General features: G+C 70.4%; 11 protein-coding genes and 1 pseudogene. 8 read left to right on the forward strand and 4 right to left on the reverse strand.

Translation table 11 applies throughout. The annotated features are described in order from the left end of the window. Window positions 1-85: 85 nt before the first annotated feature. Window positions 86-577 carry a peptidylprolyl isomerase gene (locus PZB75_RS13515; RefSeq protein ID WP_275535551.1) on the reverse strand — a complete coding sequence of 164 codons (492 nt, stop codon included), beginning with the start codon at window positions 575-577 and terminating at the stop codon, window positions 86-88. Window positions 578-721: 144 nt separating this feature from the next. After that, window positions 722-2,575 (reverse strand): 5'-nucleotidase C-terminal domain-containing protein, encoded by a 1,854-nt coding sequence (locus PZB75_RS13520; RefSeq protein ID WP_275535552.1) that lies wholly within the window; start codon window positions 2,573-2,575, stop codon window positions 722-724. A 209-nt stretch (window positions 2,576-2,784) separates the two neighbouring features. Here PZB75_RS13520 and mshD point away from each other — a divergent pair, with 209 nt between their 5' ends. From mshD to pstB, 8 genes and pseudogenes are all read left to right on the forward strand, one after another. Next, window positions 2,785-3,708 (forward strand): mycothiol synthase, encoded by a 924-nt coding sequence (gene mshD, locus PZB75_RS13525; RefSeq protein ID WP_275535553.1) that lies wholly within the window; start codon window positions 2,785-2,787, stop codon window positions 3,706-3,708. Window positions 3,709-3,946: 238 nt separating this feature from the next. Further along, a complete protein-coding gene (locus PZB75_RS13530) occupies window positions 3,947-6,187 on the forward strand; it encodes an RNA degradosome polyphosphate kinase (RefSeq protein WP_275535554.1) in 2,241 nt (746 codons plus the stop codon). Next, entirely contained in the window at window positions 6,174-7,082 is a 909-nt protein-coding gene (locus PZB75_RS13535) for a CHAD domain-containing protein (RefSeq protein WP_275535555.1), read from the forward strand. The genes PZB75_RS13530 and PZB75_RS13535 overlap by 14 nt, the downstream gene beginning before the upstream one ends. Continuing rightward, window positions 7,058-7,444, forward strand: a pseudogene (locus PZB75_RS13540) (NUDIX hydrolase); the annotation flags it as partial. The gene PZB75_RS13535 and the pseudogene PZB75_RS13540, both read left to right, overlap by 25 nt. Window positions 7,445-8,027: 583 nt before the next feature. After that, window positions 8,028-9,170 carry a phosphate ABC transporter substrate-binding protein PstS gene (pstS, locus tag PZB75_RS13545; RefSeq protein WP_275535556.1) on the forward strand — a complete coding sequence of 381 codons (1,143 nt, stop codon included), beginning with the start codon at window positions 8,028-8,030 and terminating at the stop codon, window positions 9,168-9,170. 123 nt (window positions 9,171-9,293) lie between these two features. Then, complete coding sequence (gene pstC, locus PZB75_RS13550; protein ID WP_275535557.1) at window positions 9,294-10,298, forward strand: phosphate ABC transporter permease subunit PstC; 1,005 nt, start codon at window positions 9,294-9,296, stop codon at window positions 10,296-10,298. Beyond that, a complete protein-coding gene (pstA, locus tag PZB75_RS13555; RefSeq protein WP_275535558.1) occupies window positions 10,295-11,374 on the forward strand; it encodes a phosphate ABC transporter permease PstA in 1,080 nt (359 codons plus the stop codon). The genes pstC and pstA overlap by 4 nt, the downstream gene beginning before the upstream one ends. Before the next feature lie 33 nt (window positions 11,375-11,407). Next, window positions 11,408-12,184, forward strand: coding sequence for a phosphate ABC transporter ATP-binding protein PstB (gene pstB, locus PZB75_RS13560; RefSeq protein ID WP_275535559.1), 777 nt, complete (start codon window positions 11,408-11,410; stop codon window positions 12,182-12,184). Between the two features lie 248 nt (window positions 12,185-12,432). On the opposite strand, the gene PZB75_RS13565 is transcribed toward pstB, so the two are convergent. Continuing rightward, window positions 12,433-13,431, reverse strand: coding sequence for an inorganic phosphate transporter (locus PZB75_RS13565; protein ID WP_275535560.1), 999 nt, complete (start codon window positions 13,429-13,431; stop codon window positions 12,433-12,435). A gap of 5 nt (window positions 13,432-13,436) precedes the next feature. Continuing rightward, window positions 13,437-14,057 carry a DUF47 family protein gene (locus PZB75_RS13570; protein WP_275535561.1) on the reverse strand — a complete coding sequence of 207 codons (621 nt, stop codon included), beginning with the start codon at window positions 14,055-14,057 and terminating at the stop codon, window positions 13,437-13,439. Between the last annotated feature and the right edge of the window lie 211 nt (window positions 14,058-14,268).

The raw sequence follows: 14,268 nt of genomic DNA on the forward strand, positions 1-14,268 counted from the left end.
GCCGGCCGACGAAGTCTCGGCAGCCGACGCGCTCGGTTCGGGTGGAAGACGGGAGAGCCGGGGTGTACCGGCGGTCCCGGAGGTCTCAGACGGCTCCGGAGCCGGAGATCGTGACCTTGGCCTTCGGCTTGCCGGACTGGGAGCCCAGCGCCTCGATCTGCTTGACCAGCTCCTGGCCCTCGACGACCTCACCGAAGACGACGTGCTTGCCGTCGAGCCACGGGGTGACCACGGTGGTGATGAAGAACTGCGAGCCGTTCGAGTTCGGGCCGGCGTTGGCCATCGAGAGCAGGTACGGCCGGTCGTGCTTCAGCTGGAAGTTCTCGTCGGCGAACTTGGCGCCGTAGATGCTCTTGCCGCCCGTGCCGTTGCCCGCGGTGAAGTCGCCGCCCTGGAGCATGAACTGCGGGATGACGCGGTGGAAGGACGAGCCCTGGTATCCGAAGCCCTGCTCGCCCGTGGCGAGGGCGCGGAAGTTCTCGGCGGTCTTCGGGACGACGTCCTCGAAGAGGTTGAAGACGATCCGTCCGGCGTCCTTGTCGTCAATCGTGATGTCGAAATAAACCTTGGTTGTCATGCCACCCATTCTGTACGGCGCCCGGGTGTCCCGGCGACCTGGGGCACGTTCGGGCGCGGCGGCGCACCGCTGAGCCGCGTGCCGGCCCCCTCGCCCCGCCCCCGCGGGACGACTGGCGGGGCGGGGCGGCCGGGCCGTCGCGTGCTACTGGACGACCGTGATCCGGTCCGCGGCCGGCGGGGCCAGCGGGGCGGCCGCCGTGCTGTGCGCCACCAGGTACGCGTTGAACATGTCCAGGTCGGACGCGCCCACCAGCTTGTTCGTGCCCTGGCCGAGCGCCGCGAAGCCGTCGCCGCCGCCCGACAGGAACTCGTTCATCGCGACCCGGTAGGTCTTCGCGGGGTCGATCGCGGCGCCGTTCAGCCGTACCGAGTCCGTGACGACCCGGTCCGCGCCCGTCCTCGTCATGTCCAGCGTGTACGTGAAGCCGTTCGAGACCTGGAGGATCTTCGGGCTCGCCTCGTTGGGCCCGCTGACCTGCTGGCGCAGCGCGGTCAGCAACTGCGCGCCGGTCAGGTCGACGGCCGTCATCATGTTGGTGAAGGGCTGCACGGTGAACGACTCCCCGTACGTCACCACGCCGTCGCCCTCCGCCCCGCTCGCCTTGTGGACGAGGTCGGCGCGGATGCCGCCCGGGTTCATGAGGGCCAGTTGCGCGCCGCCCTTGTCCGCCGGGGCCATGCCCTCCAGCTGGGCGTCCGCGATCAGGTCGCCGAGCGGCTTCTCCGGGGCGGTCGAGCCGCGGCCGTCGATGTCGGCGCTGATGTAGCCCTGCGGCCGGTTCGCGATCGGCGCGGCGATCTTGTTCCAGCGCTGGACCAGCGCGGTGAGGTCGGCGGCCTTCGGCTGGTCACGGGTGACGATGTGGTTGACCGACTTCGGAGACTTCGTGGAACTCCCGGGCCTGTCGGTCCTCACCGCCGTACGCACGATGTCGTTCGTCCGGCGGTCGTACGTGAGCGTGGTGTCCGTGAAGACCTTCCCGAACGACGACGCCGACGTCACCGTGCGCGGCCGGCCCGACGGGTCGGGGATCGTGCACACGTACGCCTGGTGGGTGTGGCCCGTGACGAGGGCGTCGACCTTCGGGCTGATGCCCTTCGCGATGTCCACGATCGGTCCGGAGACACCGTCGCCCGCGCCGGGGCTGTCGCAGTCGTAGTTGTACGCGGTCGACGCCGGGGCGCCGCCCTCGTGGATCAGCGCGACGATGGACTTGACGCCCTGCCGGTCGAGTTCGTTCGCGTACCTGTTGACCGTCTCGATCTCGTCGTGGAACTTCAGCCCCTTGACGCCGTTGGCCGTGACGATGTCGGGCGTGCCTTCCAGGGTCACCCCGATGAAGCCGATCTTCACACCGTTCTTCTTCCAGACGGTGTACGGCCTGAGGATCGGCCTGCCGGTCTTCTCGTACGTCACGTTCGCCGCGAGATACGGGAAGTCGGCGCCCTTGAACTTCTTCCCCTTCTCGAAGCATCCCTCGACCGGGTGGCAGCCGCCCCTCTGGAGCCGGGTCAGCTCGGCCGCGCCCTCGTCGAACTCGTGGTTGCCCACGGACGTCACGTCGAGGCCGATCCTGTTCAGTGCCTCGATCGTCGGCTCGTCGTGGAACAGCCCCGACACCATGGGGCTGGCCCCGACCATGTCCCCGGCCGCCGCGGTGACGGAGTACGGGTGGCCCTTGCGCGCGGTGCGCAGCGAGGACGCCAGGTACTCGACGCCGCCCGCCGGTACGGCCTTCTTCGTGCCGTCCGCCTGCAACTCGTCGACCGAGCCCGCCGAACCGGCCGGGGGCTCCAGGTTTCCGTGCAGGTCGTTGAAGGACAGCAGTTGTACGTCGACGGTGGAGGCGGGCCGCTGGTGGCCCCCGCCGTGCCCGTGACCATGGCCGTGCGCGCCGGCCGGCGCGGCGGCGACGAGCGCGCCCACGGTGACCATCCCGGCCGCGGCGGCGAGCACCCGCCGGGTCGCGCGGTTCTTCTGCGGTGTCGCTGACATCGATCCCCTTGTGAGTTCAGCGGAGGGTTGGGGCCGGACGCCGCGGTGACTGCACGCCCGGGGACTGCGTCCGGCAGCCTAGGGTCAACGCGCGTAGCGCGACAGCCCCCACGGGTGACGAGCCGGTGGTTTTCCCATGACGGCCCGGCACCGCGGAACCGGCGCGGAGCGGCTGACGGCCACCGCCCGGCCCCCGTACGCTCGTACGCATGACGACTGACGTACCCCTCCCCGCCCCCGGACGTGAGATCCGGACGCTCGGCGAACTGTCCCCCGACCAGGCCACCGCCGTACTCGAACTGCTCGGCGCGGCGGCCGAGGCCGACGGCAGGCAGGCCGTCTCCGAGCAGGGGCGGCTCCAGCTCAGGGGCGGGCGGCGCGACGGGGTGCGGCATCTGCTGCTCACCAGCGAGGGCACGCTCGCCGGATACGCGCAGGTGGAGGAGAGCGACCCCGTCGAGGCGCCCGCGGCCGAGATGGTCGTGCACCCCGCGCGGCGCGGGCACGGACACGGACGCGCGCTCGGGGCGGCCCTGCTCGACGTGACCGGCAAGCGGGTACGGGTGTGGGCGCATGGCGGGAAGCCCGCCGCGAAGCACCTCGCGCAGGTCCTCGGGCTCAGCCTCTTCCGTGAACTGCGCCAGTTGCGCCGCCCGTTGGAGCCGCTGGACATCGCGGAACCGGTGCTGCCCGCCGGAGTCACCGTGCGGGCCTTCGTACCCGGGCAGGACGACGCCGCCTGGCTCGCCGTGAACAGCGCGGCGTTCGCCCACCATCCCGAGCAGGGTTCGCTGACCCAGCGCGATCTGGACGCCCGCGAGGCCGAGCCCTGGTTCGACCCCGAGGGCTTCTTCCTCGCCGAGCGCGACGGCGCGATCATCGGCTTCCACTGGACGAAGGTGCACGCCGACGAGCGGCTGGGCGAGGTGTACGTCGTCGGCATCCGGCCCGACGCGCAGGGCGGCGGCCTCGGCAAGGCGCTCACCGCGATCGGCCTGCGTCATCTGGCCGCCGAGGGGCTGCCGACCGCGATGCTGTACGTCGACGCGGACAACACGGCGGCCGTGACGGTGTACGAGCGGATGGGCTTCACCACGCACGAGGTGGACCTGATGTACCGCACCGAGACCTGACCGCGCCCGGGGAGCGGCGCGTCCGCGCGCCTGCGGACACACCGCTTCCCGCACGTCATGTCATCGTTACCGTCCATTCAGAATGTCTTGCGACCCTCGCGGGATGCAGCCAGCTGTGCCCGCCCCCCGCTCCCGCGGAGGCCGCAAGCGCTCCGCGCCCACCGCGGCCCCCGAAGCCCCCGAAGCCGCCCGTGGCTCCGCCGCGCCCTCGGAGCCGCCCGCGCGGAACAATGGGTCCATGAGCCAGCAGCCCAGCTCCGAGGTCCCGGTCCAGCCCGTCCAGCCCTCCGTGGGCTCCCTCGCCGCGCAGCGGCCGCACGCCGTCGCCGCCGCGCCCCGGGTGTCCGCGGCGGGTCGCCCCGACCCCGACATCGACGCCGACGCCGACGCGTACGACCCCGCCGAAGCGGACGACGAGCTGCCCCACGGCCGTTTCCTGGACCGCGAACGCAGTTGGCTCGCGTTCAACGAACGCGTTCTGGAACTCGCCGAGGACCCCGCCACGCCCCTCCTCGAACGGGCCAATTTCCTCGCCATCTTCGCGTCCAACCTGGACGAGTTCTTCATGGTCCGGGTCGCCGGGCTCAAGCGCCGTATCGCCACCGGGGTCGCCACCCGCTCCGCGTCCGGCCTCCAGCCGCGCGAAGTCCTCGACCTGATCTGGACCCGGTCGCGCGAACTCATGGCCCGGCACGCCGCCTGCTACCAGCAGGACGTCGCCCCGGCCCTCTCCGACGAGGGCATACAGCTGATCCGCTGGCCCGAGCTGACCGAGAAGGAGCAGGCCCGCCTCTTCACCTTCTTCCGGCAGCGGATCTTCCCCGTCCTCACCCCGCTCGCCGTCGACCCGGCCCACCCCTTCCCGTACATCTCCGGGCTCTCCCTCAACCTCGCCGTCGTCGTGCGCAACCCGGTCAGCGGCCACCGCCACTTCGCCCGCGTCAAGGTGCCGCCGCTGCTCACCCGGTTCCTGGAGGCGTCCCCGCAGCGGTACGTCCCCGTCGAGGACATCATCGCCGCCCACCTGGAGGAGCTGTTCCCGGGCATGGAGGTGCTGGCGCACCACATGTTCCGGGTCACCAGGAACGAGGACCTGGAGGTCGAGGAGGACGACGCCGAGAACCTGCTCCAGGCGCTGGAGAAGGAACTCATGCGGCGCCGGTTCGGCCCTCCGGTGCGGCTGGAGGTCGAGGAGTCCATCGACCCGTACGTGCTCGACCTGCTCGTCCGCGAGCTGAACGTCACCGACGCCGAGGTCTACCCGCTGCCCGGCCCCCTCGACCTCACCGGCCTCTTCGGCATCGCGGCCCTGGACCGGCCCGAGCTGAGGTTCCCGACCTTCATCGCGGGCACCCACCGCGATCTCGCCGAGGTCGAGTCGGCGTCCCCGCCGGACATCTTCGCCGCGCTGCGCGAACGGGACGTGCTCCTCCACCACCCGTACGACTCGTTCTCCACCTCCGTACAGGCGTTCCTGGAACAGGCAGCGGGCGACCCGGACGTCCTCGCCATCAAGCAGACCCTGTACCGCACCTCCGGCGACTCCCCCATCGTGGACGCCCTGATAGACGCCGCCGAGTCCGGCAAGCAGGTCCTCGTACTCGTCGAGATCAAGGCCCGCTTCGACGAACAGGCCAACATCAAGTGGGCCCGCAAGCTCGAAGAGGCCGGCTGCCACGTCGTGTACGGCCTCGTCGGCCTCAAGACCCACTGCAAGCTCTCGCTCGTGGTCCGCCAGGAGGGCGACACGCTGCGCCGCTACTCGCACGTCGGCACCGGCAACTACCACCCCAAGACGGCCAGGCTGTACGAGGACCTGGGCCTCCTCACCGCCGACCCGCAGGTCGGCGCGGACCTCTCCGACCTCTTCAACCGGCTCTCCGGCTACTCCCGCCGCGAGACCTACCGCCGGCTGCTGGTCGCCCCCAAGTCGCTGCGGGACGGACTGATCGCCCGCATAGACAAGGAGGTCGCCCACCACCGGGCCGGACGCCCCGCCTCCGTACGCGTCAAGGTCAACTCGATGGTCGACGAGGCGATCATCGACGCCTGCTACCGGGCCGCGCGGGCCGGTGTGCCGGTGGACATCTGGGTACGCGGCATCTGCGCCGTCCGCCCCGGCGTCGTCGGACTCTCCGAGAACATCCGGGTCCGCTCGATCCTGGGCCGCTTCCTCGAACACTCACGCGTCTTCGCCTTCGGCAACGCGGGCGAACCCGAAGTCTGGTTCGGCAGCGCCGACATGATGCACCGCAACCTCGACCGCAGGATCGAGGCACTGGTCCGGGTCACCGACCCCGCCCACCGCGCCGCGCTCATCAGACTGCTGGAGACCGGCATGGCCGACACCACCGCCTCCTGGCACCTCGGGCCCGACGGCAACTGGACCCGGCACGCCGCCGACGCGGACGGCCGGCCCCTGCGCCACGTACAGGAAATGCTCATCGACGCACGGAGGCGGCGGCGTGCGACGCCCTGACCGGTACCCACCCGTCCTCGCCGCGGCGGACGTGCTCGCGCCCTACCTCCGGACACAGGCCGCGGACTTCCTGCGCGGACTGCGGCTGCACCGCGAGAACAGCGCCCCCACCGACGCGGGCGGCCGGGCCGCCGAGGAGGCCGCCGACGCCCTGCGCCGCGCGGCCCGGCGCATCAGCGGGACACTGCACACGTTCCGGGACGCGCTCGACCCCGTATGGGCCGAGGAACTGCGTACGGAACTGGCCTGGCTCTCCGGCACCATGGCCCGCGAACACGCCTACGCGGCACGGCTGACCCGGCTGCTCGACGCGCTGCACCAGCTCTCGGACAGCGCGAAGGAACAAACCGTCGGAACCGCACGCGCCGGCGCGCTCCTGGAACGGCAGCTGACCCTGGCCCGGACCCGGGCCCACTCGGCGGCCCTCCAGGCACTCGGCTCGTCCCGCTTCCACGCGGTGGCGGACGCGGTCGCCCTGCTGGCCTCCGACGTACCGCTGTCCCCCACCGCCGAACCGCTGCACGTGTCGGCGGACCACGCCGAACAACGCCTGCTGACCGCGGTCGCCGCACTGCCCCGCGAGACGCCCGACCCGTACAACGAGACACAGGACGCCCTCTGGCACCGCACGCGACTGCTGCTGCGACTGCACCGCTACGCCCACGAGGTGGTACGCGGCACACCGGAACCGGCCCTGCGCAAAGCGGGCCGCGCGCTCGACGCGCACCGCGACGCGGCGGAGGCGGCGGCGGCGTCGGCCTCGGCGGCCAGAACCCCCAGGATCGCCCCGGCGACGGCGTACACCCTCGGCGTGCTCCACGCCGACCAGCGCCACGAGGTGCGGACGGCCCGGACGGCGTTCCGCGAGGCATGGCCGTACGTGAGCGCGCCATGACGGTACGAGCCGCGGGCTGCGTGCTGTGGCGCCGCTCCCCGGACCTGAGGATCGCCCTCGTGCACCGCCCCCGTTACGACGACTGGTCCTTCCCCAAGGGCAAGCTCAAACCGGGCGAGTCCCCGCTGGAGGCCGCGCTGCGGGAGGTCCTGGAGGAGACCGGCCACCACTGCACACCGGGCACGCCCCTCCCCACGGCCCACTACCTGGCGGGCGGACGTCCCAAGGAGGTCCACTACTGGGCGGCCGAGGCGACGACGGGCGCGTTCGAGCCCAACGACGAGGTGGACCGCCTCCTCTGGCTCCCCCCGGCCGAGGCCCGCACCCGCCTGACCCACCCCCGGGACCGCACCCTGCTGGACACGCTCCCGCCCTGTGACCCCGGCGGGAGCCGCGCGCGGCCCACACCCGGAGCCCCAGCCGAGAAGGACCGCAATAGCCGACCCCACCCCGGCCCACAGCCGCCAACCGCCCGAGAAGGACCGCGATAGCCGACCCCCACCCCGGCCGGAAGCCGCCGAACCGGCCGGGGTGGGGCCGTGCAGGGGGGTCCCCGCAGGGTCGGGCGTACAACCGGGCCCCACTCACGAACCGGGGTGCCACGCCCGGCCCGAGGAGACACCCCGGAGGGGCCCCACCCCACCCCGCCACGACACAGCGCGACACCACGCACCCGCACTCGCACTCGCACTCGCACTCGCACTCGCACTCGCACCACCGCACCCCACACCCAGCACCCCCGCAACCCCACCCGAACCCACCCCGCCCCGCCCCGCCCGCCGAGGTTCACCTTCCGTTCACCGCCCCCCGCAGACCCCTTCACCTGACCTGCCTAATTTCGGCAGTGCACGGTGCACGGCACGCAAAGCGCCGCACACCACACCTCATCGCACGCCGTCGCAAGAACGCACCACCACGGCGGCTCCTGGAAGGAAACACCCGAAAGTGAAGCTTCAGCGCAAGAACCGGCTTCGTGCCACCGCGCTCGGTGCCCTCGCCGTCTCCGGCGCCCTGGTCCTCACGGCGTGCGGTTCGGACAACAACAGCGGCGACAACGACACCACCACCGCGGCAGGCAAGAAGACGGCCGCCGCGTCGAACATCAAGTGCGACGGCGCCAAGGGCCAGCTCCGCGCCTCCGGGTCCAGCGCCCAGAAGAACGCCATGGACCTGTGGGTCAAGAACTACATGGCCGCCTGTCCCGGTGTGGAGATCAACTACAAGTCGTCGTCCTCCGGCGAGGGCATCGTCGCCTTCAACCAGAGCACCGTCGGCTTCGCCGGTTCCGACTCGGCGCTGAAGCCCGAAGAGGTCGCCGACTCGAAGAAGGTCTGCGCGTCCGGCCAGGGCATCAACCTCCCGATGGTCGGCGGCCCGATCGCGATCGGCTTCCACCTGGAGGGTGTCGACAGCCTCACGCTGGACGCCCCGACCCTCGCCAAGATCTTCGACAACAAGATCAAGAAGTGGAACGACCCGGCGATAGCCAAGCTGAACACGGGCGCCAAGCTCCCGGACAAGGCCATCCAGGCGTTCCACCGCTCCGAGGACTCCGGCACCACGCAGAACCTCGGCAAGTACCTCGGCAAGGCCGCCCCGAGCGACTGGAAGTACGAGGCCGAGAAGAAGTGGCCCGCCCCCGGCGGCCAGGCCGCGTCCGGCTCGTCCGGCGTCGCCGCCCAGGTGAAGCAGGTCGACGGTTCGATCGGTTACTTCGAGCTGTCGTACGCCTCCTCGCAGTCCATCTCCACGGTCGACATCGACACGGGCGGCTCCGCCCCGGTCAAGGCGTCGTCGGAGAACGCGTCGAAGGCCATCGCCGCCGCCAAGGTCAAGGGCACCGGCAAGGACCTGGCGCTCGACCTCGACTACACGACGAAGGCCGAGGGCGCGTACCCGATCGTCCTGGTGACGTACGAGGTCGTCTGCGACGCGGGCAACAAGGCGGACACGCTCGGCACGGTCAAGTCGTTCCTGACGTACACCGCGTCCGACGAGGGCCAGAAGGTGCTCTCGGAGGCCGGTTACGCCCCGATCCCGGCCGAGATCAACGCGAAGGTCCGCTCCACGATCGCCGAGCTCTCCTGACCCGGCGACATCCGGCAGCGTCGGCCCGGCGCACCCCTCCGGGCCGGCGTGTACCACCTCTTCGCCCATCCGGTGCACCGCCGCCAGGGGAGCCCGCCGCTCCCCCACACAGACCGGAAAGACATGGCTTCCACCACTCAGACAGACCCCCTGCCGACAGGTGTCCCACCGCGGCGGACGCCCCGTGAGCGCGCCGCGTCCACCGGGCGCGCGGGGGACAGGATATTCGTGGGTCTCTCCCGGGGCTCCGGCATCCTGCTCCTGGTGATCATGGCGTCGATCGCCGTGTTCCTCAGCTATCGCGCGGTCCTCGCCCTCTCGGAGAACGAGGGCAACTTCTTCACCACCTTCGACTGGAACCCGGCGGGCAGCCCGCCGGTCTTCGGCATCGCCGTCCTCCTCTTCGGCACGGTGGTCAGCTCGGTCGTGGCGATGGCCATCGCGGTCCCGGTCGCGGTCGGCATCGCGCTCTTCATCTCGCACTACGCGCCGCGCAGGCTGGCCGCGCCGCTGGCGTACGTGGTCGATCTCCTCGCCGCGGTGCCGAGCATCATCTACGGCATCTGGGGCGCCCTGGTACTCGTCCCGTACCTGGAGGGCCTGAACCTCTGGCTGGACCGGTTCTTCGGCTGGACGTACCTCTTCGAGAAGACCGAGATCGGTGTGGCCCGGTCGCTCTTCACCGTGGGCATCCTGCTCGCGATCATGATTCTGCCGATCGTGACCAGTGTCAGCCGCGAGGTGTTCCTCCAGGTCCCGAGGATGAACGAGGAGGCCGCGCTCGCTCTCGGCGCCACCCGCTGGGAGGTCATCAGGCTCTCGGTGCTGCCGTTCGGGCGCTCCGGCGTGATCTCCGCGTCGATGCTGGGCCTGGGCCGGGCGCTCGGCGAGACGATGGCCGTCGCCACGGTCCTGTCGCCGAGCTTCGTCATCTCGCTGCACATCCTCGATCCGGGCGGCGGGACGTTCGCCCAGAACATCGCCGCGAAGTTCGACGAGGCCAACGAGCTGGGGCGCGACGCCCTGATCGCCTCGGGCTTGGTGCTCTTCGTCCTCACCCTGCTGGTCAACGGCGCGGCCCGGCTCATCATCGCCCGCCGCAAGGAGTATTCGGGGGCCAACGCATGACGTACGACGACAGCATCCCGGCCCGCCCGGTGGCCGAGCGGGCCGCCCGCCCCACCACCCTGGCCGGCCGGACCCTCCCCCGCTGGTCCCCGTTCGCGCTCGCCGCGGTGTCGGTCGCGCTCGGCGTCGGCGTCGGGGCGGTGGCCGGCTGGCACAGCCGCATGCAGTGGGGCCTGCTCTCGGCGCTGCTCTTCGTCACGCTCTCGTACGCCACGACCTCGTTCGTCGAGAACCGGCGCCAGGCCAAGGACCGCCTCGCCACCAGCGTGGTCTGGGTGTGCTTCGCCCTGGCGGTCGTCCCGCTGTTCTCGCTGATCTGGACGACGGTGGGCCGGGGCGCGAAGGCGTTCGACGGCTACTTCCTGACCCACTCGATGGCCGGTGTCCCCGGTATGGAGGCGGGTGGCGGTGTCTACCACGCCCTGATCGGCACCCTGGAGCAGGTCGGCCTCGCCACCGTGATCTCCGCCCCGATCGGGCTGCTGACGGCGGTCTACCTGGTGGAGTACGGCAAGGGCGCGCTCGCCAGGGCGGTCACCTTCTTCGTCGACGTGATGACCGGCATCCCGTCCATCGTGGCGGGGCTCTTCATCCTGTCGATCATGCTGATGGCGGGTCTGCAGCCGTCCGGGCTGATGGGTTCGCTGGCCCTGACGATCCTGATGATCCCGGTCGTGGTGCGCTCCACCGAGGAAATGCTCAAGCTGGTGCCGAACGAGCTGCGCGAGGCGTCCCTCGCCCTCGGCATCCCGAAGTGGCGGACCATCCTGAAGGTGGTCGTCCCGACCGCGATCGGCGGCATCACGACGGGCGTCATGCTCGCCGTCGCCCGGATCGCCGGCGAGACCGCGCCGATCATGCTGCTGGTCTTCGGCAGCCAGCTGATCAACCCGAACCCGTTCGAGGGCGCCCAGTCGTCGCTCCCCTTCTACATCTGGGAGCAGTACCGGGTCGGCAGCGAGGCGTCGTACGACCGCGCCTGGTCGGCCGCCCTGGTCCTGATCGCCTTCGTCATGATCCTCAACCTGGTGGCCCGCGGCATCGCCCGCTGGAAGGCCCCGAAGACCGGCCGTTAGGCCACGCGGAATTCGCAGAAAGCAGTGATTCACATGGCCAAGCGCATCGACGTCGGCGGCCTGTCCGCCTACTACGGCAGCCACCTGGCCATCGAGGACATCTCGATGACCGTGGAGCCCCGTTCCGTGACCGCCTTCATCGGCCCTTCCGGCTGCGGCAAGTCCACCTTCCTGCGCACCCTGAACCGGATGCACGAGGTCACCCCCGGTGGCCGCGTCGAGGGAAAGGTGCTGCTGGACGACGAGAACCTGTACGGGCCGAACGTCGACCCGGTCACCGTGCGCCGCACGGTCGGCATGGTCTTCCAGCGCCCCAACCCGTTCCCGACGATGTCGATCTTCGACAATGTCGCGGCCGGGCTGCGGCTGAACGGCTCGTACCGCAAGAGCGAGCTGAACGACGTCGTCGAGAAGTCGCTGCGCGGGGCGAACCTCTGGAACGAGGTCAAGGACCGGCTGAACAAGCCGGGCTCCGGCCTCTCGGGCGGCCAGCAGCAGCGGCTGTGCATCGCCCGCGCGATAGCCGTGGCGCCGGACGTGCTGCTGATGGACGAGCCGTGCTCGGCCCTGGACCCGATCTCCACGCTGGCGATCGAGGACCTGATCGGCGAGCTGAAGGAACGCTTCACCATCGTGATCGTCACGCACAACATGCAGCAGGCGGCGCGGGTCTCGGACCGTACGGCGTTCTTCAACCTCGCGGCGGTCGGCAAGCCCGGCAAGCTGGTGGAGATCGACGAGACGGAACGGATCTTCTCGAACCCGTCGGTCCAGGCGACCGAGGACTACATCTCGGGACGCTTCGGATAGCCCGGACCGATCCTCCCTCCGGAGCGGCGCGTATCCCCTCGCTCCCACCCATGGACGGCCGCGCGGTGCTGCATGGCGGTGCCACCGCGGGGCGTACGGGTCCGCCCCCCTCTTCCCGGAGCCGGGAGAGGGGGGCGGACCCGTACGAAGAACACACCGAGGGCGTACGCACACCACGGCGGCCGCCCGAAGGAGGCGACCGACACCCGTACGCGCGCCGACACCCGTACGCGCCGCCGCGCCCGCCGTCAGCCGAAGAGCAGCAGCACGATCCCGTAGCTGGCCCCGGCCACCAGGGCCGCGGCGGGCATGGTGATGAACCAGCCCAGGATGATGTTCTTGGCGACACCCCAGCGGACCGCGTTCACCCGCTTCGTGGCGCCGACACCCATGATCGCCGAGGTGATCACATGCGTCGTCGAGATCGGTGCGTGGAACAGGAACGCCGAGCCGAACATGATCGAGGCGCCGGTCGTCTCGGCGGCGAAGCCCTGCGGCGGGTCCAGCTCGATGATCTTGCGGCCCAGGGTGCGCATGATGCGCCAGCCGCCCGCGTACGTACCGAGCGAGAGCATCGCCGCGCAGGCCAGCTTCACCCAGACCGGGATCGGGTCGCTCGGGCTCTCGACATCGGCGATGACCAGCGCCATCACCACGATGCCCATGGTCTTCTGCGCGTCCTGGAGGCCGTGCCCGAGGGCCATGCCCGCCGCCGACACGGTCTGCGCGATGCGGAAGCCGCGCTTGGCCTTGTGCGGGTTGGACTTGCGGAACATCCACAGGATCGCGCACATCACCAGATAGCCCGCCACCAGGCCGATGACCGGCGAGATGAACATGGGGATGACGACCTTGTCGAGCACCCCGGACCAGTGCACCACCGTCCCGCCGGCGAGCGCGGCGCCGACCATGCCGCCGAACAGGGCGTGCGAGGACGAGGACGGCAGCCCGAAGTACCAGGTGACGAGGTTCCAGATGATCGCGCCGACCAGCGCCGCGAAGAGGATGCCCATCCCCTTCTGGCCCTCGGGCGTCGCGATCAGGCCCTCGCTGACGGTCTTGGCGACCCCGCTGCCCAGGAAGGCGCCCGCGAGGTTCATGACGGCGGCCATCGCCAGGGCCGCACGGGGGGTCAGCGCCCGGGTGGAGACCGAGGTGGCGATGGCGTTCGCCGAGTCGTGGAAGCCGTTCGTATAGGTGAAGCCGAGCGCGACGCCGACGGTCACGATCAGCGCAAAGGTGTCCACGAGGTTCAGGACTCCTTGACCGCGATGGTCTCCACGGTGTTGGCGACGTGCTCGAACGCGTCGGCCGCCTCTTCCAGCACGTCGACGATCTGCTTCAGCTTCAGGACTTCCATGGCGTCGTACTTGCCGTTGAAGAGCTGGGCGAGCAGCTTGCGGTGGATCTGGTCGGCCTGGTTCTCCAGCCGGTTGACCTCGATCCAGTACTCCGTGAGGTTGTCCATGGTCCGCAGACCGGGCATGGCCTCGGCGGTCAGCTCGGCCGCCCGCGCCAGCACCTCGATCTGCTGCTCGACGCCCTTGGGCAGCTCCTCGATCTGGTACAGCACGACGAGGTCGACGGCCTCCTCCATGAAGTCCATGATGTCGTCGAGCTGCGAGGCCAGGTTGTAGATGTCCTCGCGGTCGAACGGCGTGATGAACGAGGAGTTCAGTTGGTGGAAGATCGCGTGGGTGGCATCGTCCCCCGCGTGCTCCGCTGCCCGCATGCGCTCCGCGATCTCGACTCGGGAGGCAGAATCCGCTCCGAGCAGTTCCATCAGGAGTTTCGAGCCCGTGACGATGTTGTCCGCTGAAGCGGAGAACATGTCGTAGAAGCTCGTCTCCCTGGGGGTCAGACGAAAGCGCACGTGGGGTCCTCGGATGCTTTGGATTCGGTCAGGCTGATGCTAGGCGCATCATCCGGCCACGGCTAACCGGCGTTCTTCAGTGTCGCGCATCGGGCACGGTGATCAGCACGGGCCCCCGGTCACGTTTCGGCTGGATTCGTTACCATATACCCGGCAGGGGTATGCACGGCGGCCCGCCGCGAGGTACGGGCGAGGGCCGACAGGGCAAGCA

It is taken from the genome of Streptomyces sp. AM 4-1-1, assembly GCF_029167625.1.
Taxonomy (GTDB): Bacteria; Actinomycetota; Actinomycetes; order Streptomycetales; family Streptomycetaceae; genus Streptomyces.